Raw genomic sequence first — 21,149 nt, 5'->3', positions numbered from 1 at the left:
GGCGCCTCCGATTTCAACTAGGAAGCAGGGATGGCCTGCTGACCTTCGACCAGAGGTTTAAGGTCCGCCACGGCAGCCGCGCAGAACGTCATGAATGCTTTTACCCGCCAGGACTTTCTGATGTCCTGGTGGGTGAGCAGCCATAACTCATCCTGAAGCTCCTGCACCACTGGGCCGGCTCGAACCAAACCTGGGGTGATGTCGCCCAGCATGCAGGGGAGGAAACCAAAACCGAGGCCCGCCGCAATAGCGGCACTTGCTGCCGCCACGGAATCAGTGCGGTAAGCAATATGCTCCGAGGGCACTCGACATTCGACGTAGCTCGTTGCCTTCAAACCGCACAGGCCTCCCGAGTAGGATACCCATGCCTGACCCTCAGCGAAGGGATCGGTAATCGCCGCCTGCTTGACGCTGCCATATGCCGCCCACGCGATGTTGGCGAGCTTGCGGCCCACGAGGGTGTCCGTCGGTTTTTTGGTCGCGCGCACCGCAATATCCGACTCGTCCCTCGCCAAACTCAACGTCTGGTTGCCGACCAACACCTCGATGGTAATCCCCTCATTGAGGGCTTTGAAGTCCGCGATGATCGGCGTGAGAAAGTACAGCAGCAGCGAGTCGCTGGTAGTGATTCGCAGCTTTCCCAGGGGGCCTTGGCCGGCGCGGGACACCCTGCGGGTGACACTGACGATGTCCAGCTCAACGCGCTCGGCCAGTGCACGCAGCTCGACGCCTTCGGCGGTCAGCAGATACCCCGCCTTGCGATGATCGAAAAGCGCGACCCCAAGCGTCTTCTCAACTTGCGCGACCCGGCGCGAGACGGTGGACACATTGATGCCGAGCTTCTTGGCCGTGGCGGAGCGGTTGCTACAGTCACTTAGCGTTTTAATGATCCGCAAGTCGTCCCAGGAAAGTTGGCTGACAGCTTCGCCGACATCCCACTTCGGGCCGTTGGCATTCGCAGGGATGGACTGGGCACTTCCAGGTGACGGCTTCACGACAATCATTCCAGGTGGGGAGGGCTGATGATACGAGAAGGAGCTTGGCCAACCAAGGTGGGGTTAGAAGGCGTGCCTGGTTAATGGGCAGAAGAATGCCGGCTGCTAGGCGGGCAAGCACTATCACGCGGGGATAGCTCGAGTCACTCGATCCAACGATTTATGAAGCCTCACCCGACTGCTTGTCTGCCGGAGCTCCATGAAGAGACCTCAGTTTCGGTGTCGACCCGCACTCAAACTGAACGGCGAGATCAGCGTGAGGGTCGGAACGATAACTGTCACGAAAAAGGATGTTAACGATGAAAGCGATGACTCGACTGTTCACAGGCTTCGCCATGGTCGCCGCAATGGCAAGCACTGCAGCATGGGCGGATCAGCCTGGAGCAGATTGGAAAGTAACCAAGGATCAGGCCGAAGCTACCTTAAAAGGCGCCGGCTACACGCAGATCACCAAGATCGAGGCCGATGATGGTCATTGGGAGGGCGAAGGTATGAAAGCTGACGGCAAGCAGTACGAGTTTCAGGTCGATCCGCACGACGGCAAGATCATCAAGGACGAGCTGGATAACTAATCAGGGCGGTTGTTGCTCTCTGATCGGCCCGCGATTTGTGCGCGGGCTTTTTTTCGCCTATCAACTGGGAAAACTGTACTGTTTCGTTAGCCGGTCATTCCGTCATTCTTGAATGGTGGCTTCGAAGATATTGGGGAAGCCAGGGTTATCCCTCTCCCTGGCTATTTGCTCAGCGGTTGTCTTCCGTCATTCCGCTGTCTTCGTCCTGAATCGCTTGCGACTCATCGTCCATACTTTCCTCCCGGTCAGATTTAATGCCGGTGGAATGGCCTCCTTGGCCACCCCGTTGGGTTGCACCACCGGCACGCTGAGGATCGTCTTCCTGAAGGTTACTGCCGCTGCCATGCCCCGTTTGCTGATTCTCAGGTCTCCCTCCGGACATTTGACCACCTTTCTGGCCGGCTTCAGACGCCCGTTGTGGATCATTGGCAAAATTGCCAGGGTTGTTTTGAGCGGTGCCGCCTTGCTGACCAGCCTTGTCTTGATCGTTAGCCATGATCTCGCACCTCGTGTGTTCACACAGAGAGCCTGTGTTTTCTTCGGATGCCGGGAGAGTGCGGGATGCTTCCTTTACTTTCGTGCGAGCTGACCGGGGGCGCGAAAGATCGTAAAGCGCAACGTATCGTGTGATAAAGATCGTTGCAATGGTATAGGTAGGTGTGGCTATCTGAGCGCGGCTAGATAACTTCCAAGAGTGCCAGACGCTGCCGGATGTCGGCGATGAGCCGTCTGCCTTCTGCCTGCATCAGATCGCCATAATTGGCAATTGCGCCACACCTTCGGCACGTGAGGATGGCCTTTTTGTTCAACTTTATTGGTGTCACAAGGTCTTGCCCATCGCATTTCCCTATTGGCTGGAACGGCTGTTCGCCTTCTCAGATGTCGACGTGGCGGGCCGATGCAGATGAGCACCTGTTGGATCGGTGATCTGAATAACGTTGCCGTGTTGCCAAACATCCGCCTTGGGATCAGCCGCAGGGATTTGAATGTTAGCCCGCTGAGCTTTGATTTTTGCCGCATCTACCCTCAGACGGCGATTGCGCTGCTCGACCATCGCCGGGTCAGCCTGGCCATCCATTGTGAACCCCATCATCAACTGCGGAACGCCCACAGGAAGAGCTTTATCCTGGTCGGTGTGCCACGTGTGCCATGTCTTCCCGTAGGTATGGGCAAGCCGCTCCATCAGCGCATGTTCAGCAGTCGCGGGGATGCCTGGTGCAACCAACTGACCGGACGAGACTTCATAGCCGTGGCTGTGCCACATCGCCTTCTCGTTGGCCGGCAGACCAGCAAACAGCTTTTCGTCGATGATGTACTCGACACCCATGATCTTCGCTTCCTTGGTATTACCGTCGAAGATGACGCACTGGATGACATCCTCATTCAGGATGGAGCAGTAGTGATGCGCTTCCATCTGCACATCAGGATGTCCGTTGTAAAAGTGGAAGCCATCCAGGTAGGCGTTGATGGCCTCAATGGGCGGCTTCGCCTGCAAGGTCGCGGCGCCGGCTTCCAGCAACTGAGTCTTTGCGGATTCGGGCCTGCCAGGCGTCTCCACAGGCGACTTCGTCTCAGGAACAGAGCAAGCCCAAAGAAGACTACAGGCCAGGGGAAGGGCTACGAATTTGATGAGTTGTGGCATGAGAGTGGCTCTAGCTAGTGTCCTCAAGGGACAGCCTGGGCCTGTTGAACGGACAACTCAGAAGACAAACGGCCGAATTCTAGGCAAAAGAAAGCCCGCTGCTAGGCGGGCTAATGGGAGCTTCTATCACACGGGGGATAGGACGAGTGTTGCCTAGGTGTCGTGAAAATGGGGTGAAAGAAAAGTCCCTACAATGTCATCGCAGAGTTCTCCAACGCAGGGCCAGCCTATGCGCGTTATCTGCGACAGAGATATGCGACGGTTCACGTCATTGAATCTTGTGGTCAAATGGCAAGCGCAGCGCGCCGGCCCAATGGGACAAAGGCGTGAGGAAAGCCCTGATTATTCAGGGCTTTTTGCGATTCTTAACCGATGCACGTTCCCCTCCTGCCGCAAGGTCAGGGCTTGGTTTACCGTGGCTTCCCCGACTTTCACTTCCACGGCAATAGCGATTCGTAATCCTCAATCTTCGCGGCATGCGGCAAGTCCTCCAGTACGTGGCGAAGCCATGCATAGGGTTCTTGGCCGTTGGCTTTGGTGGTTCAAGCAAGCTCTACAATTGTGCGCTGACTGCAGCGACGTTCGTGGCAACTGGCCTGCGGGCCTCATCGCTCACACCTTCAACTCTCGCTCGACGGCGAACGAGTGTTCGCCACACGCAAGGCGTCACGGGGCAGGGCGGCTGAATAAGGACGTTCCCCGTCGAGTATTTACATTCAATTCGTATGATAATAAGGTTTTAATCATACGAGCTGTATGTATTTTACCTTGAGCGTGACTGCACAAGGGCCTTTCGATAAGGAGAGTCGAGCGTGTTCAGTACCTACCGCGAGTTGTTCCAGGCCAGAGGCGCCAAGGGCTTCGCCTTGGCCGGCCTGCTGGCCCGGCTGCCGTTGCCGATGACCGGTATCGGGATCATCACCATGTTGTCTCAGATCACCGGCAGTTATGGCCTGGCCGGTGCGGTGGCGGCCACCTTCGTGCTGACCTATGCACTGATGTCGCCGCAGATCTCGCGCCTGGTCGACCGCCATGGCCAGGGCCGCTTATTGCCGGCCGCCGCCGGGCTCAGTGTGCTGGGCATCCTTCTGCTGTTGGCTTGCAGCTATTGGCGGCTGGCGGACTGGACCCTATTCGTCGGGGCCGCGCTCGCCGGCTTCATGCCCAGCATGTCGGCGATGGTGCGCGCGCGCTGGACCGCGATTTACCGCGGCAAGGCGCAACTGAAGACAGCCTACTCGCTGGAAACCGTTCTTGACGAAGTCACCTTCATTGCTGGCCCGCCGATTTCGGTAGGGCTGAGCGTGGCGGTACTTCCGCAGGCCGGTACATTGGCTGCTGCCGTGTTCCTGGCCGTCGGCGTGTTCGCCTTGGCGGTGCAGGTCGGCACCGAGCCGCCAGTAGAGGCCGATGCCGCCACCGGGCAAGACAGCATGTCGGTGTTCAGGCTGGCCGACGTACGCCTGCTGACCTTGCTGATGGTCGCTATGGGCTTGATCGTCGGTACGGTCGACATCGTCAGCGTGGCATTCGCCGAGCAGATGGACATGCCGGCTGCGGCCAGCGTGGTGCTGTCCTGTTATGCCATCGGCTCCTGTGTCGCGGGGCTGGTGTTCGGTGTCCTGAAACTCGATACCCCGCTACACAAGCTGCTACTGCTGGGTGGGTTGGCGACGGCGGCGACAACCTTGCCGCTGCTGGTGGTGGGAGACATCATCGGGCTGGCCATTGCCGTGCTGGTTGCGGGCCTGTTCTTCGCCCCGACCATGATCGTGGCGATGTCGCTGGTAGAGCGCATCGTTCCCGAAAGCAAGCTGACTGAAGGGATGACCTGGTTGCTCGCCGGTCTCAACGTTGGAGTTGCCGGCGGTGCCGCAGCGTCTGGGCAGGTGGTCGATATGTGGGGTGCCCAGGCCGGATTCAACGTGGCCTTGGCCGCCGGGGCCGCAGTGTTGTTGGTCGCGCTTTGGGGCTACCAGCGCATGCGCGCCCGAGCCCGACAGGCGTCGTATTCGCTTTGATCGGCTTCAGGGCTGGCCGCCAGGCTTGGTGGCTCGGTCACCGCGCGACGATACGACAGGCTTGTCAGTGCGCCTCGCGCCCAAGACAATGCGTGCAAGCGGTATGAATACTCGTATACGCCTACCCCATGCCGCCAGAACACAAGGAATAGCTGGATGGTTCGCCGCACCCGCGCCGCAATGCAAGAAACCCGAGCCCTGTTACTGGCCACCGCCCGCCAGATGTTCAGCGAGCAGGGGTTTGCGCACGCCTCGATGGATGATCTGACCGCTCGGGCGGGATTGACGCGGGGGGCGTTGTACCACCACTTTGGCGACAAGAAGGGGTTGCTGGCAGCCGTCGTTGAGCAGCTCGACGCTGAAATGGACGAGCGCCTGCGTGCTATTACCGAGACCGCCGATAACGCTTTGGACGGCTTCCGCCAACGCTGCCACGCCTACCTGGAGATGGCGCTGGAGCCCGAGATCCAGCGCATCGTGCTGCGCGACGCCAGAGCGGTGTTGGGGGGCGGCTCGCCTGAGGCCCAGCGGTATTGCATAGAGTCGCTGCGCCAGTTGATCGACAACCTGGTACTACAGGGCGTTTTCGTCAACGCGCACGCTCAAGCGCTGGCTGCGTTGATCTACGGCAGCTTGGCTGAAGCGGCTGTGTGGATCGCGGAGGCCCAAGACGGCAATGCTCGCTTGGCGCAGGCCGTCAAGGCGTTCGACCTGCTGTTGCTCGGGGTGCTAAAGCGGCCAACAGACTCTACGGAGGCGTGAATGCGCGCGACAGTTCCGCCCTGTTGGGAGCCCCGTACCCCTCAGGGCAGTTCCGCTACCTGACTACCCGTTAACGTCTGGCAGGGCAGGCTTGGTGCTGCTCAAGGTTTTTCGGTAGCGCTCGGTTGGCGAGCGGCGGGTTCTGTGGAAGAAGACGCGGCAGCATGAAGCTTGTCGGTAATCTGCTTGGCCAAGGCATGGTAAAGCGAGACTGGAGACACCCATCCAGAGATCGCCGCCGCCATCAGTGTCGCGGCCAACATGGGAATGGCCAGGTCCGGGCTGTGTGTCAGTTCAAGCACGATGACCGAGGCGGTCAGTGGCGAGCGTGTCACACCGGCCAGGTATGCGCCCATGCCGAGAAGTGCGCCTGCCTGAGGGTCAACATCGGGCAGCAAGCTCAACAGCGGCGCAAAGGCGGCGCCGATGCTCAGTGACGGCGAAAAGAGCCCGCCTGGAATCCCGGAGAGATAGGACGCGACGTTGGCCAGAAACTTCCACAGGAGAAAGCTTGTGTCTGTGATCGGCTGCCCCTCCAGCAACGCACGTGTTTCTTCATACCCGGTGCCGAATACATGATTCCCAGAGACGAGCCCCAAGGTGGCCAGCAGCAACCCACAGGTGGCAGCAAAGCGCACTGGATAGCGTCCGCGTAACGTACAGACCTGGCCGAGTATGCCCTTGTCGGTGGGCAGCACAAGCTTGGCGTAAAAACCACCCAGCAGCCCGCCCAGCACTGCACAGGCAGGAACGACGCTCCAGCCCCAGCCCACCGGCATCCGACCGCTGATCTCTCCAAAGTAGGCGTAATGCCCCATCAGCCCCAGCGTCACGACCCCGCCGATCAGCACCGCAGTGAGCACCAAGCCACTGAAACGTTGCTCGAACGTGCGGCTCAATTCCTCAATGGCAAAGACTACCCCCGCTAACGGTGTGTTGAAGGCTGCCGCAATACCCGCAGCGCCTCCGGCTAGCACCAGGCCAGCGATGGTGCGCCGGCCGTGCAGGCCTAAGCGTCGGCCAAAGGAATAGAGCACTGCGGCGCCGATGTGGACGGTCGGGCCTTCCCGGCCAACCGAACCGCCGACCAGCAGGGCGCCCAGCGTCAGGCTCATGCGTGCTGCAGCCACAGGGAGCGAGAGTAATCGGGCGCGCAGCCGGCGAGAGGGCATTTCCAGGGCGGCGATGACTTGGGGAATGCCGCTACCCTTGGCATTTTCAAACCATCGTTGCGTCAGATAAGCCAGGGCCGCGAAACCCAGCGGAGTGATGAGAAGAGGTGACCAGGGTGCCCATTCCAGCAAGCGCTTGAACGAAGCGAATGCCGCGTCGGCTAGCCAGGCGAATGCCAGCGCAACGAGCCCCACCAGCAATGCCCCGATCCAGAACGCCAGTCGCTGACGCCATTCTCGCCAGCGTGAACGGCGGGGGAGTGAAGGAGCAGGTCGGGTAGGGTCGGACATTGCCCACACATGGCTGACTTGGAATACCGAGAGTATGGCGTGTTTTCCCGCACAGGCCTACCCGACACAGGTTGTAGCCGCGCCGGGAGTGGCGATCCGCTTGCCCAACTGCAAGGGATCGCCAGTCCGGATGTAGCTAGGTGGGCGAACCTGCTTTGGTAGCAGACGCTGCGCTACGCAGGCTCCACACCCCCCAGGTCAACCCCAGCACGGCCGCGATCAACGACGCGGATAGCACGCCGAGTTTCGCTGCCCCAAGTGAGCCAGGGTCGACGAACGCGAGGTTGGCGATGAAGATCGACATGGTGAAACCGATGCCGGCCAGCAGCCCGACCAGGACAATGCTACGCCAGTTGACCTCGGCGGGAAGCACGCACCAGCCCAGGCGGACCATCAGCCAGCTGACGCTGACGATGCCCAACGGCTTTCCTGCTACCAGGGCGACAGCGACGGCGATCATGACCCACTGGGGGCCTTCAACGGACAGGTCGACACCCGAAAGGCTGACCCCGGCGTTGGCCAAGGCAAACACCGGCATGATGCCGAAGGCTACCCAGGGGTGCAGGGTACCTTGCATGCGCACCACCGGCGGCAGCAGTTCGCGCTGGGCCAGGCGCAGTCGTTTCAACGGGTCCATGAGGTCGCTGGCATCTTGCTCAGGCGCCTTGGCGCGCCCCAGCAATTCGCCGGTGAAGCGGGTAATGGCATCCAGTGGGCGCTCACGCATCGGCATTGCGGTGACAGGTGTCATCAGGCCCAGCACGACGCCTGCGAGGGTCGGGTGGGCGCCGGTCAACAAGATGCCCAGCCAGACGATCGCACCGGGAAGGACGTAGGCGTAGGCTGAACCCACACCGATCTTTTGAAGCCCGATCACCATTAGCAGGCCGATCAGTGCAACGCCGAAACCGGTGTAATCAAGGCCGCCTGAGTAGAAGAACGCGATGATCAGGACTGCGATGATGTCATCGATGATTGCCAGGGCGAGGAGGAACACACGTACGTTGGACGGGATCGACTTGCCGAGCAGTGCCAATACGCCCACCGCAAAGGCGATATCCGTCGCCGTTGGCACGGCCCAGCCTTGCTGGTCTGCCGACGCGTGACCAAAACTCAGGTAGAGGAGTGCGGGTACCGCTACGCCGCCGACAGCGGCTGCCATGGGGAGTGTGGCTTGGCGCAGGCTGGACAGTGCACCCTCGTGGATTTCGCGGCGGATCTCCATGCCCACGACCAGGAAAAAGATGGTCATCAAGCCATCATTGATCCAGAAATGCAGAGACTGCGAATAGACATGCGAGCCCACGCCGAATGTCAACGGCGTATGCCAAAGGGCTTCATAACTGTCGGCAGCCGGGGAATTGGCCCAGATCAGGGCAGCGACTGCGGCAATCAACAGAACGATGCCGCTGACCGCTTCAATGTGCAAAAAGCGTTCAAGGTTGGCGAAGGCGCGCTCAGCCAGTTTCTGGGCGCGAGGTAATTCTACTTTATGCATAGGCACAGGTGCTCCCGCATGGCGGCCCGACCTGCGCTGTTCTTTAACCTGCCCCACTGCACCGTGCAGCTGGCACCCGTGCGGTAGTCTACCGAATAACCACTCTCAGATGAACAACAAGCGCCAAACCATTCACTCCCATGGGGCGTCGGTCTGGGATTTTTCCCTGCGGACGTTACGGTTTATGGTGATTACCGAGCACACGGGGCTTGGCGAACGGCAATTTATCCAACTGATCACCGCCACCTGCACATTGTGAAGACAGTGCGCTCGCCTTGTTTGCTTTCCTGGAGCATTTTCCGTTCTTCAGCATCATTGTCGTTGGGCGCGGTACTTAGGGTGGTCGTGTTCTGTCTCAAGGTGCTGTGCACGCTGCGACTTTGGGGTTCGGTAATGCCTTCGCCCAGCGTTCGACACCGTGCTGCCACGCGAGGGTAAAATCGAGCAGTGGCAGGCTGGCCCAGGCTACACCGCCTAGCCCACCGCAAAGGCGGGGCATGCGGGGAGTCCAGAGGTCTTCTGGCTGATTGGTTGTATGACCTCAGGCCTAGAATCGCCAGAAGGCCGGCGAGACCAGTACCAGTACGGTGAGGATCTCGAGCCGTCCAAGTAGCATGCCAACCGTCAGCAACCATTTCGCTGCGTCCGGCAACGAGGCGAAATTACCTACAGGCCCGATAATCGTCCCCAGGCCTGGGCCGACGTTGCACACCGCGGTGGCCGCCCCGCTCAACGCCGTCATCCAGTCGAGCCCTATCAGAGAGAGGCCAAGGGCGATGACTGCGATGGTGACGGAGAAGAAGAAGGAGAACGTCAGCAGTGACCGTACGATCTCTTCATCGATGGGGTGCCCATTGTATTTCTTCGAGATCGTTGCCCGTGGATGGATCAACTGCTTCAGGCTGCTGACAAGCAAGGCAGCGGCCACCTGGAAACGGAATATTTTCAAACCGCCGGCGGTGGAGCCTGAGCACCCGCCGACGAACGTCAGGTAAAAGAACAGCATGATGGCGAAGCTGCCCCAGAGCGTGTAATCACCCAAGGCAACGCCTGTGGTGGTCACCACCGAGGTCACATTGACCGCAACGATACGAAACGCATCCCACCAGGCCAGATCGCTGTGCAGGCAGAGCCAGGTTCCGACGGTGAGCCAGACGAAGACGAGAAAACCAATGAAACCGCGAACTTGATGGTCAGTGAGCAGGATGCGTCGATGGCCGCGCAGCGTGGCGACATAGAGTGTGAAGGGCAGGCTGCCGAGTATCATGATGACCACAGCTACCCAATGCACCGCAGGCTGTGGCCAATGAGCCAGCGAGGCATCCGAGGTCGAGTAACCACCGGTTGAAATCAGCGACATCGAATGATTGATGGCTTCGAACGGGGTCATGCCGGCAGCCCACAACGCCCCTGTTCCCAATGCTGTCAGGGCCAGGTAGACCAGCAGTATCATCTTGGCAGCCACATGCGAACGTGGCGTCACTTTGTCAGACCAATCCGAAGACTCGGTCTGGAACAGGCGCATGCCGCCCACGCGCAGCAGTGGCAGGATCGCCACGGCCATGCCGATAAATCCAATGCCTCCCAGCCAGTGCAGCAGGGAACGCCATATCAGTAGCCCCGGTGATGCACTGTCCAGGCCTGTCAGCACGGTCGAGCCGGTGGTGGTAATTCCCGACATGGTTTCGAAGAACGCGTCCGTGTAACTGATGTCGCGAATTAACACCATCGGCAGCGCCGCAAATGCACACACGATGACCCAGCTTGCCGTCGTGAGGAAATACATGTCCCTGGTCCGCAGTTGCGGTATGTCGGGGACGCCCCGGGCTACCGGAAGCAGGCCGACGCACAGAACGATCAGGCTCGACCAGACGAATGCGCCGAGGTCGTCGCTGCGGTCGTACCACAGCAACGTCAGCATCGGAATCACCATGCTGACGGCCAATGTGATCAGGAATACGCCAATAATGAAGGCAATGAAACGCAATGCAGGCAGCGGCATTGAGGGAGCTCGTTGGGACAGTGCCGGCAGTATTGCTTGCTTTACGGTAATGTCGAGTAAAAAAGGCGTAAAGTCGCGGTCGGGGATTTTGCACGCCGCTTTCTGGCTCTCGCTCGATGGCTTATTGGGCTGATCTCTACGCGTGTTCCCGTCTGTCAGCTCCCAAACGATTGGAAGAGAGGCCTCAACGCCGCGCGCCCCCTTCGCAGGTTGGCGGAAACAGCGCAAGCCTTGTGTCGCGAAAGGGCTGCGGAGCAGCCCCTGGATTTCAGCGTGGATACACGAATTGCCGGGGCTGCCGTGCAGCGCTAGTGCGGCACTGTTGAGAGTGCCGCAGTGGGCATGGAAAGCCCGCGGGCTTTCTGGATTACTTGATTAGCGGCACGCCACTGAGTTTCTGCAGTTCGTCAAAGTCGATGTCCGCGCAGATTTCGACCACTTTCAGCCCTTCCGGTGTCACTTCCAGCACGGCCAGGTCGGTGTAGATGCGGCTGACGCACGCGATACCGGTCAGCGGGTAGGTGCACTCGGGCACCAGCTTGCTTTCGCCGGTCTTGGTCAGGTGGTCCATCATCACGAACACCTGGCGGGCGCCGGTGGCCAGGTCCATTGCGCCGCCTACGGCCGGGATCGAACCTTCGGCACCCGTGTGCCAGTTGGCCAGGTCGCCCTTGACCGACACCTGGAAGGCACCCAGTACGGCGATGTCCAGGTGGCCGCCACGCATCATCGAGAACGAATCGGCATGGTGGAAGAAGGCACCACCGGTCAGCAGGGTGACGTGCTGCTTGCCGGCGTTGATCAGGTCATCGTCTTCCTCGCCCGGTGCAGGGCTTGGGCCCATGCCCAGCAGGCCGTTTTCGCTGTGCAGGAACACTTCCTTGTCGCCCAGGTAGTTGGCCACCAGGGTTGGCGCGCCAATGCCCAGGTTTACGTACGCGCCTTCCTGGATGTCTGCGGCCACGCGTTGGGCCATCTCGGTGCGGGAGAGCTTTTTGGTGATGGTCATGGCAGGCCTCAGACAGCTTTGGCAATCGAAGAAGCGGCAGCACCGGTGACGGCGACCACGCGCTGGACGAAGATACCCGGGGTGATGATGTGTTCCGGGTCCAGTTCACCGAGTTCGACGACCTGGTCGACCTGGGCGATGGCGGTCTTGGCAGCCATGGCCATGATCGGGCCGAAGTTGCGGGCGGCCTTGCGGTAGGTCAGGTTGCCCCAACGGTCACCCTTGTGCGCCTTGATCAGTGCGAAGTCGGCGTGCAGCGGCATTTCCAGCACGTACATGCGGCCGTCGATCTCACGGGTTTCCTTGCCCTCGGCCAACAGGGTGCCGTAGCCGGTCGGTGAGAAGAACGCACCAATGCCGGAGCCTGCGGCGCGGATACGCTCGGCCAGGTTGCCCTGCGGGACCACTTCCAGTTCGATCTTGCCCGCCCGGTACAGTTCGTCGAACACGTAGGAGTCGGACTGGCGCGGGAACGAGCAGATCACCTTGCGCACGCTGCCTGCCATGAGCAGGGCGGCCAGGCCGATCTCGCCGTTGCCGGCGTTGTTGCTGATGATGGTCAGGTCGCGGGCACCGGTGGCAATGAGGCCATCGATCAGCTCGGACGGCATGCCAGCCGTGCCGAAGCCACCGACCATGATGGTCGAACCGTCGGTGATCCCTTCCACCGCGCTGGCGATGGACTCGTACGTTTTATTGATCAAGGCGAGCTCCTGGTTGTTCCTGGAGTTGTGGTTGTCGGGCTGGCCGGAGCGCGTGAAGCGATGGGGCCTGTCAGCACTTGAAATGGCTTGCTGACTTTCGCTATAGCGTGCCGCAAGATAGGGCAACAGTAGAGAGGGTTTGGCTGAATTTGTGCGATTATCGAACTGTTGTGCGATCTGCGAGCAGTTCTGAAGGCTATTTGTCTCATTTCAGTTGAATGCTTAAACCCCTCATTTTTGCCCCTGCCTGGTGCGCTCCGGGGTTTACCTGCCGGCACCTTGCACTGATGAAGTGCATCCACTCCGCGGGACGGCCGATTAATCACGCCTCCCGCCGTTGGCGTGCGACTTGCTATCAGATTGCCATTCGATGTCGCGTATGGTGAAGATAATGTCGCTTTCCAGTGGTTCGATGCAGTTATCGTCGAGTGAAAAGGGTTGGCTGCCGTGGTTTGGCAAAACCGGCAAATTCAGCATGGGCTGGGCGTGCCGCCTTAATCGGGCCAGTTACCCGCAGGTCGAGCAAACGTTCGAAGCCATCGCCCAGACCCGCGTGCAGTTGCTGCATGAGTGGGTGCGCGAGCAGTGGGAACACCTGGCCGACCTGGCCGAGCAGGTGGCGCCCGGGCTCGCTCAAGTCGATAGCGCAATGTTGCGCAACACGCTGGCCCAGGCTGAGGACTTTTCCGAGCTGTTTGTCGTCGATGCCCACGGCATCGTCATCGCTTCGACCTGGCCCCAGCGTGGCACGCCACGCATCGAGCACTTGGCAGCCCTGGCGCAAGGGCTGAAAGCACCGTTTCTGCACGGGCCCTACAGCGACCCGCTGACCTTGCAGGTCGGCCCGTCTTCCTCGCGCTTCCACGATGAAGTCACGTTGATGTTCTACCAGCCCCTGATGCACGAGAGCAAAGTGCTAGGTTGTTTGTGTGGGCGGGTGCCCAACGATGTGCTGGGTGACCTGATCCAGCGCGAGGCAGGGCACATTTACCCCGAGTCGGGCGACAACTACCTGTTCATGGCGCAATCGCGCTTCGACCCTGGCATACAGCCCGGTACCGCGTTGTCCCGTTCGCGCTTCGAGGACGCCACCTTCACCCATGGCGAAAACCTCAAGAACGGTGTGCACACCCCCTGGACCACCGTGCAGGTCCAGCGTCATACCGAGCTGGAGCTTCGTTTCACCGACCCTTCCACGCGGGAACTGCACCCAGGCGTGAGGGAGACGATCAGGCGGGGTGCCAACCTGTTCGTGACCTACCCCGGCTATTCCGACTACCGTCATGTGCCAGTGGTGGGCAAGGGCGTGACCTTCCAGTTGCCAGGCTCACCCGACCGCTGGGGCATGATGTGCGAGGCAGATCTGGAGGAGGTCTATCGCCGGCGTTCGCTGAGCTACGGGTTGATGAAACCCTATGTAGCGATCATGGCGGGGCTGTTCGGCTGCAATTACTGGGTGCAGCACTATGCAGGCCTGCCGCAAGGACTGACTGACGCGATCGAGGCCTTGAGCATGCTGGGCGCCACCTTGTTGTTCGGCGTGCTCGGGCCCAAGCGCCTGGCCGCCAGGTTGAATGGCATGAGCAGTGTGCTGTGCACCATCGCCGAGGGTGAAGGCAACCTGCGCCAGCGCCTGGATACCAGTACCTTGGCCAATGATGAGAGCGGCGACATGGCGCGCTGGATCAACAGCTTCATCGACCGCCTGGACACGGTGGTCGGGCAGGTGGTCAAGGCCAGTCGCACGGTTGGCAGCACCAACCAGATGATGCTCGGGCGCAGCCAGGAGGCCAGCGTAAGCTCCGCCGACGTGGCCGACGCCGTGCACCAGATGATGATCATCATGGAAGAGCAACTCGGCGAACTGCAGCAGGCCTCGGTCAGCGCCGAGCAGATGAAACAGGCCATGGACGAAGTGGTCAGCCGCGCACGCGCGCAGTACCAGGCGGTGCAGGCGGGCACCCAGTCGATCCGCGATGTGGTGGCGCGCTCATCATCCAGCGTGCAACGGCTCGACAGCCGCATGGTCGAGATCGACAACATCACCGGGTTGATCAGCGAAATCACCAACCAGACCAACCTGCTGGCGCTCAATGCCGCTATCGAGGCGGCGCGGGCCGGGGAGCATGGTCGTGGCTTCGCGGTGGTGGCCGACGAGGTGCGCAGCCTGGCCGCACGCACCTCGCGTGCCGCCGACGACATTCGCCATATGGTCGAGAGCCTGCAGGGCGAAACCCGGCAGGCGGTAAGCTTCATGGAGCAGGGCGTGCAGGATGTCGACAACAGCCTGCGCCTGGCGGAGGACGCGTCTTCCGAAAATGTGCAACTGCACCAGGCGGTGGAGGGCATGTTCGCCATCATCCAGCAGCTCAACCGTCGCAGCGTGGAATACGGCAAGACGATCGAGCAGGTCAACCAGTCCTCCAGCGAGATGCGCCAGACCGCCCTGGTGCTGCAAAGCAGTGCGCAGAAGGTGAAGGTGGATGCTGGCAAGTTGCAGAAGCTGGTGGGGCAGTTCGAAGTCAGCGATGATGGCGAACGAGGCGTCGCTGCTTGAGTAACGCACCTGTCCGGTCATCGCCAGTTGATGATCGCCGTGGGGCTGGTGGCGGTGTTCATCCGTCGCCATGCTCGCCGGGCATACCTGCACGCCGATGCAGTTGTGCGTGGCGTTGCTGCTGATCAACGTTGGCTGGGTGCAACTCACGCCGCTGATCAGCATCTCGTCGATGGGCGCATTGCCCCTGAAACAGCCGCTGCCTGGCTTCATTCAGCCCTTGGCGATGGGCTCCGGCAAGCCTTTGACGCCTGGGTTCAATGCGAATACGCCACCGGCCAGGGGCTGGTCGCTCAGGTCGATGCCTTGCGGGCGAATCGACGTCACGAACAACGTTTCCAGTTGCGGGCCACCGAATGCGCACATGGTAGGTTTCTTCACCGGTAGCGGCAGGGCGCGGTCCAGCTTCCCGTCGGGAGTAAAGCGCAGTACCTGGCCGGCATCGATCGCACAGATCCAGTAGCAACCTTCGGCATCTACCGCAGCCCCATCCGGCCGGCCGGGGTGCTGTTTCATGTCGACGAAGACCCGGCGGTTGTGTGGGCTGCCGCTGTCGATGTCGTAGTCGAAAGCCCAGATCATCTGCACGCTCGGGTGTGAGTCGGAGACGTACATGGTTTTGCCGTCCGGGCTGAACGCCATGCCGTTGGGAACGGACAATGTGCCCAGCCGTGCCTGCAATGGCCCTGCCGTGCCATCTGCCATCGCGTCATACCGGTACAAGGCACCCACCGGTTCGGCGGCCATGCTGGTTTGCATCGTACCGGCCCAGAAGCGCCCCTGGCGGTCACAGCGCCCGTCATTGAAGCGCATACCGGGCCTGGCGTGTTCGACACTGGCACGTTTGCCGGCCAGCAGACGGCCGTCTGCCTGGGGGATGAGGTGGAAGATCCCGCTCTCCTGGGCCCCCAGCCAATGGCCTCGGTGGCTGCGGGCAATGCAGCCTAGCATTTCGTCTGCGGTCCAGTGGTGGGTCTGGCCGTCCGGTTGCCAGCGGTGCAGGCGGCCTACCGGAATGTCCACCCAGTACAAGGCATTTTCCTGCGGGTGCCAGACCGGGCTCTCGCCCGTGACATTGCGTGCATCGATAATCAGTTCGGCTGTCATGGAAGCATTCTGCACTCTATCGGGGTCAGTCGCCAAAAGGTCCGGCAGCGGTGAAGGCGCCACCTTGCAGATGAGCAGTCGGGTCATTCGCGGCGGGTTTCGGCTGCTGCTCCAGTGCCGGGCGGAAGCGTTCGGCACTGTCCTTCGGGTTGAAACCCAGGTGCGCGGCGTAGCGGTTGCTCCACCACAGGTCGCGGTTGGCGGAGACGCCATACACAACGGTGTGGCCAACGTTCTCGGCCAGCAATGCGCGCTCCACCAGGTGTGCCAGGTCGCCATAGCTCAGCCAGGTGGACAACATGCGCACATTGCGGGGTTCGGGGAAGGAGGAGCCGATACGCAGGCTGACGGTTTCGATGCCGTAGCGGTGGAAGTAGAACGTTGCCAGGTCTTCGCCGTAGGCCTTCGACAGCCCGTAATAGCAGTCCGGCCGGCGCGGCGAATGCGCATCCACTTGTTCGCCCTGGGGGTAAAAGCCGGTGACGTGGTTGGAACTGGCAAAGACCACACGTTTGATCCCGTGCTTGCGGGCAGCCTCGTAGATGTGGAAGGTGCCGATGATGTTCGCTTGCAGGATTTCTTCGAAAGCGCGTTCGGTAGAGATCCCACCCAGGTGCACGATAGCGTCTACACCGTTGGCCAGGGCCAGTACGCCGGCCTTGTCCGCCAGGTCGCAATGGATAACTTCTTCATGCTCGTCCTCGGCCGGTGTCATTGGGCTGATGTCCGATACGCGCACGATGTCGGCGTGTGCTTGCAGTGCTTCGCGAAGCACGTGTCCGAGCCCGCCGGCAGCACCGGTGAGCAGCAGGCGGTTGAAGGGTTTGCGGGTGGTCGTGGTCATTGTGCTGGGGCCTTTTACGGAAATTGCATGAAGGTGTCGTGCAGGAACGACACCGGCATGGGCGGGCGGTAGCCCTTACAGGAAGTTGTACTGGATACCCAGGCGCCAACGGGCCTGGCGATCGTCCGTGTAACTGTTGACCTTGATGTCGCCCACCTCCATGAACGGTGCCCACTGTTTGTTGAGCTTGTACTTGATGATCAGGTTCTGCTCGTAGTCGCGCTTCTTGTTGTCGTAGCGGATGTAGTCGGTGGTGAAGTGGATGTACTGGTATTCGAATGCCCATGGGCCGCTGGGGGTATAGCCGAGCCAGCCTTCAAGGCGGGTGGTGTTCTGGTTGTCCTTGGCGCGGTCCGGCTTGCTGTGGTCAATCTGGTCGCGGTCGAGGTTGCGTGCGTCGTGGCGCACGCGGGTGGCGACGTACCAGGTGTCGCTGAGCTTGTAGTTGTACTTCAAGCCGAACTTGTAGGTGGTCGCATCCTTGGTGCTGTCCATCTGGAAGGCGGGTGTCCAGGTCGACCGGGGGCTCATCTTGTAGTTGTAGTCCACGGTGAACTCATGGCCGTTGTTGACCATGTTGTCGTAGGCGACGTCTTCGCGGTCGCCGGCAGTCTTGTATTTGATTTCTGCGGCAAACCCCAGGCCGCTGTCCTTGCGGTAACTCAGCTTTATCCGGTCGGAATGAATGCTGTCATCTTCGGTGAACGTGTGCCGGTAGTTGATGCTGGCGGAGTCTGCGCAGGCGTAGAACGACAGGCCGAGCGTACTGGCGGCGATGAGGCGGCGAAGTGTGATGTTCATGCGATCTCTTTTTTTGTTTTTGTTGAGGACGTGATGAGGCGGGTGAGCAAGGTGGTCAGCGCTCCGTGATTTTTAAATAAGTTATCGTACGACTGTGGAGCTGTCTACGAATTATTGAAATGTTGTCTGATCACATTGCTTGATGGCTCTATTAGGCGTGTTTCAAGGGTATGTTTGCTTTTCTTTCGGGGTCTCATGATTGCTGCAGGCATCATGAATCGGAGGTTTTATCGGGTTTTAACTGGCGCTTTTCAAATGTTGTATGATGACGTAGGATGACCCCAGAGCGTGACTCACTCGCCACAAATCCAATAAGAAGGCTCAGACGTCCATGATCATTACTGCTGTAACCGTCCAGGTATTTTCCTACCCCACGCGCCGCGCCGTAGACAGCGCCGGCCATGCCCACCCAGGTGATGTGACCCAGGCCAGGATGGCCCTGCTGCGCATCAGGACCGAGTGCGGCAGCGAAGGCTATGCGCTGGGCGCACCCGAGCTCATTCGCCCTTATGTGCTGGATAATTTCGTTCGCAAGGTGCTGGTTGGCGCCAATGCCTTTGACCGCGAAAAAATCTGGCACGACCTGGCGCACTGGCAGCGCGGTAGCGCCAGCCAGCTGACCGATCGTGCCCTGGCGCTGGTCGAGCAGGCGCTGTGGGATTGGGCCGGTCGCAAGCTGAACCTGCCGGTGCACAAGCTGATCGGCGGCTACCGCGACAAGGTGCCGGCCTATGGCTCGACCATGTGCGGCGATGAGCTGCCCGGCGGTCTGTCCACTCCGGAAGAGTACGGTCGCTTCGCCGAAACCCTGGTCAAGCGTGGCTACAAGGCGATCAAGCTGCACACCTGGATGCCGCCGGTGTCGTTCGCGCCCAGCGTGAGCATGGACATCAAGGCATGCGCCGCCGTGCGCGAGGCCGTGGGGCCGGACATTGCGCTGATGATCGATGGCTATCACTGGTACAGCCGCACCGAGGCCCTCACTATCGGCCGTGCCCTGGAGAAGCTCGACTTTGCCTGGTTCGAAGAGCCGATGATGGAAGACTCCGCCGAGTCCTACGCCTGGCTTTCCGGGCAGCTGGATATCCCGGTGCTAGGCCCGGAAAGCCTCGGCGGCAAGCACCTGAGCCGGGCGAGCTGGGTCAAGAATGATGTGTGCGACATCCTGCGTGCGGGGGTTGCCGGTGTGGGTGGCATTGCACCGTGTCTGAAGGTTGCGCACATGGCCGAATCGTTCGGCATGGATTGCGAGATCCATGGCAACGGCGCCGCCAACCTGGCGGTCGTGGGGGCAATCAAGAACTGCACCTGGTACGAGCGCGGTCTGCTGCACCCCTACCTTGACTACGACGAGGTACCTGCCTATCTCAAACGCCTGGTCGACCCGATGGACGAAGACGGCTATGTGCACCTGTCGAACTTGCCTGGCCTTGGGGAAGATATCGACTTCGACTACGTCGAAACCAATACGCTGCAAAGCTTCTGATTCGTGCATGGCGGCACGCGTCGCTGCGTGCCGCCCGAGCGTCCAATAACTATAAGAAGGCGATCTCACATGAGCGTTATCCCCACACTCTGGGCGGGGGTCTTTGCTGCGTCTCTGGCGCTGACCTCGGTACCTGCTGCTTTAGCGAAAACCCCGGCGGATCAGTTGATCGTCGGTATGAGCATGATCAACCTGCTGTCCCTCGACCCGGCGGCGGCCACCGGGCTGGATGTGTCCGAGGTCAATGCCAACCTCTACGACATGCTGCTGGTGCAGGACGTACGTCAGCCGGACCGGCTGCTACCGGCGCTGGCAGAAAGCTGGCAGGTCAGCGATGACCGCAAGACCCTCACGTTCAACCTGCGCAAGGGCGTAACGTTCCAGTCTGGTAACCCGCTAAGTGCCGAGGATGTCGCTTGGTCGCTGCAGCGCGTACTCAAACTTAACCTGGCCTTGGCGTCGACCTGGAAGGCCTACGGGTTTTCTGCGGGCAATGTCGACCAGCACATGCGCGCTGTTGATGACTCAACCTTCGTCATCGAGCTACCACGGCCGACTGATCCGTTGCTGGTGCTGAATACCCTGGCAACTTCGCCCAGCGCATTCATCCTCGACCGCAAGGTGGTGCAGCAGCACCAGAAGGGCGATGACATGGGCAGTGCCTGGCTGGCCACTCACGCGGCTGGTAGCGGGCCGTTCGTGCTCAAGGAGTGGCGCGCCAACGATGTCATCCTGATGAACCGTTTTGACGGGTACTGGGGTGGCCCAGCCAAGCTCAAGCGCATCGTCATGCGCAACATGACCGAGTCGCAGTCACTGCGGTTGATGGTGGAGCGGGGCGACCTAGACCTGGCCAAGGGCATGTCCGCGCCAGACATCGAGGCGCTGGAGAAGTCTGACAACGTTCGTACCCAGACCGTGCAGCGCGGAACGTTGTACTACGTTGCCCTGAGCGTGAAGAACAAACCCTACGACGATGTGCGCGTACGCCGGGCGGTTCGTTCGCTGATCGACTATCAAGGCATCAACCAGACCGTGATGCCGCACTATGGCCAGCTCAATCAGCGCCCGCTACCGCTTGGCCTGGCAGCAAGGCTGGATGATCCGGGCTATGCCCTGAACGTGGCCGAAGCGAAAAAACTGCTGGCCGAAGCGGGCTACCCCGAGGGCTTCAAGACCACCATCCGCGTGCTCACCGAGCCACCTTTCATCAACATTGCGTCCAGCCTGCAGTCGACCTTGGCCCAGGCCGGTATCAAGGCCACCATCGTCACCGGTACCGGCAACCAGATTTACGGTGCCATGCGTGAGCGCAACTTCGACATCCTGGTCGGGCGCGGCGGCGGTGGTGCTGAACGGCATCCGCATTCAAGCCTGCGCACCCTGGTGTACAACCCGGACAACCGCGACGAAGCCAAGCTGAGCAACTTCCAGGGCTGGCGTACCTCGTTCTACAGCCCCGAGCTGAACAACCTGATCGAGCAGGCGGAAGTCGAGCCCGACAAGGCGCAGCAACTGGCCCAGTACCAGCAAATCCAGAAAACCCTGGACGAGCAGGTGGGGGCCATTCTGCCCGTGTCGCAGATGACCGACACCGTGGTGCTCTACCACGATGTGCAGGACTACCAAGGCCATACCGCGGCCACCACCCGTTACAAAGACGTCTACAAGTCGCGCTGAGGTCAA

At 60.6% G+C, this 21,149-nt stretch carries 18 protein-coding genes and 3 pseudogenes; 8 read left to right on the top strand and 13 right to left on the bottom strand.

What is annotated here, in order from left to right; all coding sequences use genetic code 11:
- Positions 1-17: 17 nt before the first annotated feature.
- A complete protein-coding gene (locus tag AC3WLP_RS01735) occupies positions 18-1,004 on the bottom strand; it encodes a LysR family transcriptional regulator (protein WP_178085881.1) in 987 nt (328 codons plus the stop codon).
- Between the two features lie 290 nt (positions 1,005-1,294).
- Here AC3WLP_RS01735 and AC3WLP_RS01730 point away from each other — a divergent pair, with 290 nt between their 5' ends.
- Positions 1,295-1,567, top strand: a complete 273-nt coding sequence (locus tag AC3WLP_RS01730; RefSeq protein WP_012051849.1) for a PepSY domain-containing protein — start codon at positions 1,295-1,297, stop codon at positions 1,565-1,567.
- Positions 1,568-1,736: 169 nt separating this feature from the next.
- Here the strand turns inward: AC3WLP_RS01730 and AC3WLP_RS01725 are convergent, their stop codons facing one another.
- From AC3WLP_RS01725 to AC3WLP_RS01715, 3 genes and pseudogenes are all read right to left on the bottom strand, one after another.
- Complete coding sequence (locus AC3WLP_RS01725; RefSeq protein ID WP_012051850.1) at positions 1,737-2,063, bottom strand: con-10 family general stress protein; 327 nt, start codon at positions 2,061-2,063, stop codon at positions 1,737-1,739.
- Between the two features lie 351 nt (positions 2,064-2,414).
- Positions 2,415-3,209, bottom strand: coding sequence for an OBAP family protein (locus AC3WLP_RS01720; protein ID WP_088512481.1), 795 nt, complete (start codon positions 3,207-3,209; stop codon positions 2,415-2,417).
- A 431-nt stretch (positions 3,210-3,640) separates the two neighbouring features.
- Positions 3,641-3,751: pseudogene (locus tag AC3WLP_RS01715) on the bottom strand (transposase domain-containing protein); the annotation flags it as partial.
- 270 nt (positions 3,752-4,021) lie between these two features.
- Between AC3WLP_RS01715 and AC3WLP_RS01710 the strand changes: the two are divergent.
- Both AC3WLP_RS01710 and AC3WLP_RS01705 read left to right on the top strand, forming a co-directional pair.
- Positions 4,022-5,230 carry an MFS transporter gene (locus tag AC3WLP_RS01710; RefSeq protein ID WP_012051852.1) on the top strand — a complete coding sequence of 403 codons (1,209 nt, stop codon included), beginning with the start codon at positions 4,022-4,024 and terminating at the stop codon, positions 5,228-5,230.
- A 156-nt stretch (positions 5,231-5,386) separates the two neighbouring features.
- Positions 5,387-5,992 (top strand): TetR/AcrR family transcriptional regulator, encoded by a 606-nt coding sequence (locus AC3WLP_RS01705; protein WP_012051853.1) that lies wholly within the window; start codon positions 5,387-5,389, stop codon positions 5,990-5,992.
- A 101-nt stretch (positions 5,993-6,093) separates the two neighbouring features.
- Here the strand turns inward: AC3WLP_RS01705 and AC3WLP_RS01700 are convergent, their stop codons facing one another.
- Both AC3WLP_RS01700 and nhaA read right to left on the bottom strand, forming a co-directional pair.
- The gene (locus tag AC3WLP_RS01700) at positions 6,094-7,455 is read right to left on the bottom strand and encodes a chloride channel protein (RefSeq protein WP_012051854.1); all 1,362 of its coding nucleotides are present in this window, start codon (positions 7,453-7,455) and stop codon (positions 6,094-6,096) included.
- 136 nt (positions 7,456-7,591) lie between these two features.
- A complete protein-coding gene (nhaA, locus tag AC3WLP_RS01695) occupies positions 7,592-8,953 on the bottom strand; it encodes a Na+/H+ antiporter NhaA (RefSeq protein WP_003251136.1) in 1,362 nt (453 codons plus the stop codon).
- A 109-nt stretch (positions 8,954-9,062) separates the two neighbouring features.
- Here nhaA and AC3WLP_RS01690 point away from each other — a divergent pair, with 109 nt between their 5' ends.
- Both AC3WLP_RS01690 and AC3WLP_RS01685 read left to right on the top strand, forming a co-directional pair.
- A complete protein-coding gene (locus tag AC3WLP_RS01690; protein WP_158249195.1) occupies positions 9,063-9,212 on the top strand; it encodes a hypothetical protein in 150 nt (49 codons plus the stop codon).
- Positions 9,211-9,304 (top strand): annotated as a pseudogene (locus AC3WLP_RS01685) (hypothetical protein); the annotation flags it as partial. The gene AC3WLP_RS01690 and the pseudogene AC3WLP_RS01685, both read left to right, overlap by 2 nt.
- A gap of 55 nt (positions 9,305-9,359) precedes the next feature.
- Here the strand turns inward: AC3WLP_RS01685 and AC3WLP_RS01680 are convergent.
- From AC3WLP_RS01680 to AC3WLP_RS01665, 4 genes and pseudogenes are all read right to left on the bottom strand, one after another.
- Positions 9,360-9,452: pseudogene (locus AC3WLP_RS01680) on the bottom strand (DUF1850 domain-containing protein); the annotation flags it as partial.
- A gap of 48 nt (positions 9,453-9,500) precedes the next feature.
- Complete coding sequence (locus AC3WLP_RS01675) at positions 9,501-10,955, bottom strand: TrkH family potassium uptake protein (protein ID WP_003251133.1); 1,455 nt, start codon at positions 10,953-10,955, stop codon at positions 9,501-9,503.
- Between the two features lie 367 nt (positions 10,956-11,322).
- Positions 11,323-11,964: a 3-oxoacid CoA-transferase subunit B gene (locus AC3WLP_RS01670; protein WP_003251131.1), complete on the bottom strand. Its 642-nt coding sequence runs from the start codon at positions 11,962-11,964 to the stop codon at positions 11,323-11,325.
- A gap of 8 nt (positions 11,965-11,972) precedes the next feature.
- Positions 11,973-12,668 carry a 3-oxoacid CoA-transferase subunit A gene (locus AC3WLP_RS01665; RefSeq protein ID WP_003251128.1) on the bottom strand — a complete coding sequence of 232 codons (696 nt, stop codon included), beginning with the start codon at positions 12,666-12,668 and terminating at the stop codon, positions 11,973-11,975.
- A 370-nt stretch (positions 12,669-13,038) separates the two neighbouring features.
- Here AC3WLP_RS01665 and AC3WLP_RS01660 point away from each other — a divergent pair, with 370 nt between their 5' ends.
- Positions 13,039-15,225: a methyl-accepting chemotaxis protein gene (locus AC3WLP_RS01660; protein ID WP_370588286.1), complete on the top strand. Its 2,187-nt coding sequence runs from the start codon at positions 13,039-13,041 to the stop codon at positions 15,223-15,225.
- 213 nt (positions 15,226-15,438) lie between these two features.
- Here AC3WLP_RS01660 and AC3WLP_RS01655 read toward each other — a convergent pair whose 3' ends face one another.
- From AC3WLP_RS01655 to AC3WLP_RS01645, 3 genes are all read right to left on the bottom strand, one after another.
- On the bottom strand, positions 15,439-16,332 hold the full coding sequence (locus AC3WLP_RS01655; RefSeq protein WP_088512480.1) for an SMP-30/gluconolactonase/LRE family protein: 894 nt from the start codon (positions 16,330-16,332) through the stop codon (positions 15,439-15,441).
- A gap of 25 nt (positions 16,333-16,357) precedes the next feature.
- Positions 16,358-17,176, bottom strand: a complete 819-nt coding sequence (locus AC3WLP_RS01650; RefSeq protein WP_014756026.1) for an NAD-dependent epimerase/dehydratase family protein — start codon at positions 17,174-17,176, stop codon at positions 16,358-16,360.
- Between the two features lie 75 nt (positions 17,177-17,251).
- A complete protein-coding gene (locus AC3WLP_RS01645) occupies positions 17,252-17,977 on the bottom strand; it encodes an oligogalacturonate-specific porin KdgM family protein (RefSeq protein WP_012051859.1) in 726 nt (241 codons plus the stop codon).
- 331 nt (positions 17,978-18,308) lie between these two features.
- On the opposite strand from AC3WLP_RS01645, the gene AC3WLP_RS01640 reads away from it, so the two are divergent.
- Together AC3WLP_RS01640 and AC3WLP_RS01635 are read left to right on the top strand one after the other, a co-directional pair.
- Positions 18,309-19,463 (top strand): mandelate racemase family protein, encoded by a 1,155-nt coding sequence (locus AC3WLP_RS01640; protein ID WP_088512479.1) that lies wholly within the window; start codon positions 18,309-18,311, stop codon positions 19,461-19,463.
- A gap of 69 nt (positions 19,464-19,532) precedes the next feature.
- Entirely contained in the window at positions 19,533-21,143 is a 1,611-nt protein-coding gene (locus AC3WLP_RS01635) for an ABC transporter substrate-binding protein (RefSeq protein WP_088512478.1), read from the top strand.
- The last annotated feature ends 6 nt before the right edge of the window (positions 21,144-21,149 follow it).

The sequence above is a fragment of the Pseudomonas sp. FW305-E2 genome (assembly GCF_058782925.1).
Note: the sequence above shows the minus strand (reverse complement) of the source record. Positions and strands in the feature narration are given on the sequence as shown.

Excerpts from the sequence above, each read along its gene's own strand:
- AC3WLP_RS01735 (WP_178085881.1), bottom strand. The coding sequence starts at position 1,004 with ATGATTGTCGTGAAGCCGTCACCTGGAAGTGCCCAGTCCATCCCTGCG.
- AC3WLP_RS01730 (WP_012051849.1), top strand. The coding sequence starts at position 1,295 with ATGAAAGCGATGACTCGACTGTTCACAGGCTTCGCCATGGTCGCCGCA.
- AC3WLP_RS01725 (WP_012051850.1), bottom strand. The coding sequence starts at position 2,063 with ATGGCTAACGATCAAGACAAGGCTGGTCAGCAAGGCGGCACCGCTCAA.
- AC3WLP_RS01720 (WP_088512481.1), bottom strand. The coding sequence starts at position 3,209 with ATGCCACAACTCATCAAATTCGTAGCCCTTCCCCTGGCCTGTAGTCTT.
- AC3WLP_RS01705 (WP_012051853.1), top strand. The coding sequence starts at position 5,387 with ATGGTTCGCCGCACCCGCGCCGCAATGCAAGAAACCCGAGCCCTGTTA.
- AC3WLP_RS01700 (WP_012051854.1), bottom strand. The coding sequence starts at position 7,455 with ATGTCCGACCCTACCCGACCTGCTCCTTCACTCCCCCGCCGTTCACGC.
- nhaA (WP_003251136.1), bottom strand. The coding sequence starts at position 8,953 with ATGCATAAAGTAGAATTACCTCGCGCCCAGAAACTGGCTGAGCGCGCC.
- AC3WLP_RS01690 (WP_158249195.1), top strand. The coding sequence starts at position 9,063 with ATGAACAACAAGCGCCAAACCATTCACTCCCATGGGGCGTCGGTCTGG.
- AC3WLP_RS01675 (WP_003251133.1), bottom strand. The coding sequence starts at position 10,955 with ATGCCGCTGCCTGCATTGCGTTTCATTGCCTTCATTATTGGCGTATTC.
- AC3WLP_RS01670 (WP_003251131.1), bottom strand. The coding sequence starts at position 11,964 with ATGACCATCACCAAAAAGCTCTCCCGCACCGAGATGGCCCAACGCGTG.
- AC3WLP_RS01660 (WP_370588286.1), top strand. The coding sequence starts at position 13,039 with ATGTCGCGTATGGTGAAGATAATGTCGCTTTCCAGTGGTTCGATGCAG.
- AC3WLP_RS01655 (WP_088512480.1), bottom strand. The coding sequence starts at position 16,332 with ATGACAGCCGAACTGATTATCGATGCACGCAATGTCACGGGCGAGAGC.
- AC3WLP_RS01650 (WP_014756026.1), bottom strand. The coding sequence starts at position 17,176 with ATGACCACGACCACCCGCAAACCCTTCAACCGCCTGCTGCTCACCGGT.
- AC3WLP_RS01645 (WP_012051859.1), bottom strand. The coding sequence starts at position 17,977 with ATGAACATCACACTTCGCCGCCTCATCGCCGCCAGTACGCTCGGCCTG.
- AC3WLP_RS01640 (WP_088512479.1), top strand. The coding sequence starts at position 18,309 with ATGATCATTACTGCTGTAACCGTCCAGGTATTTTCCTACCCCACGCGC.
- AC3WLP_RS01635 (WP_088512478.1), top strand. The coding sequence starts at position 19,533 with ATGAGCGTTATCCCCACACTCTGGGCGGGGGTCTTTGCTGCGTCTCTG.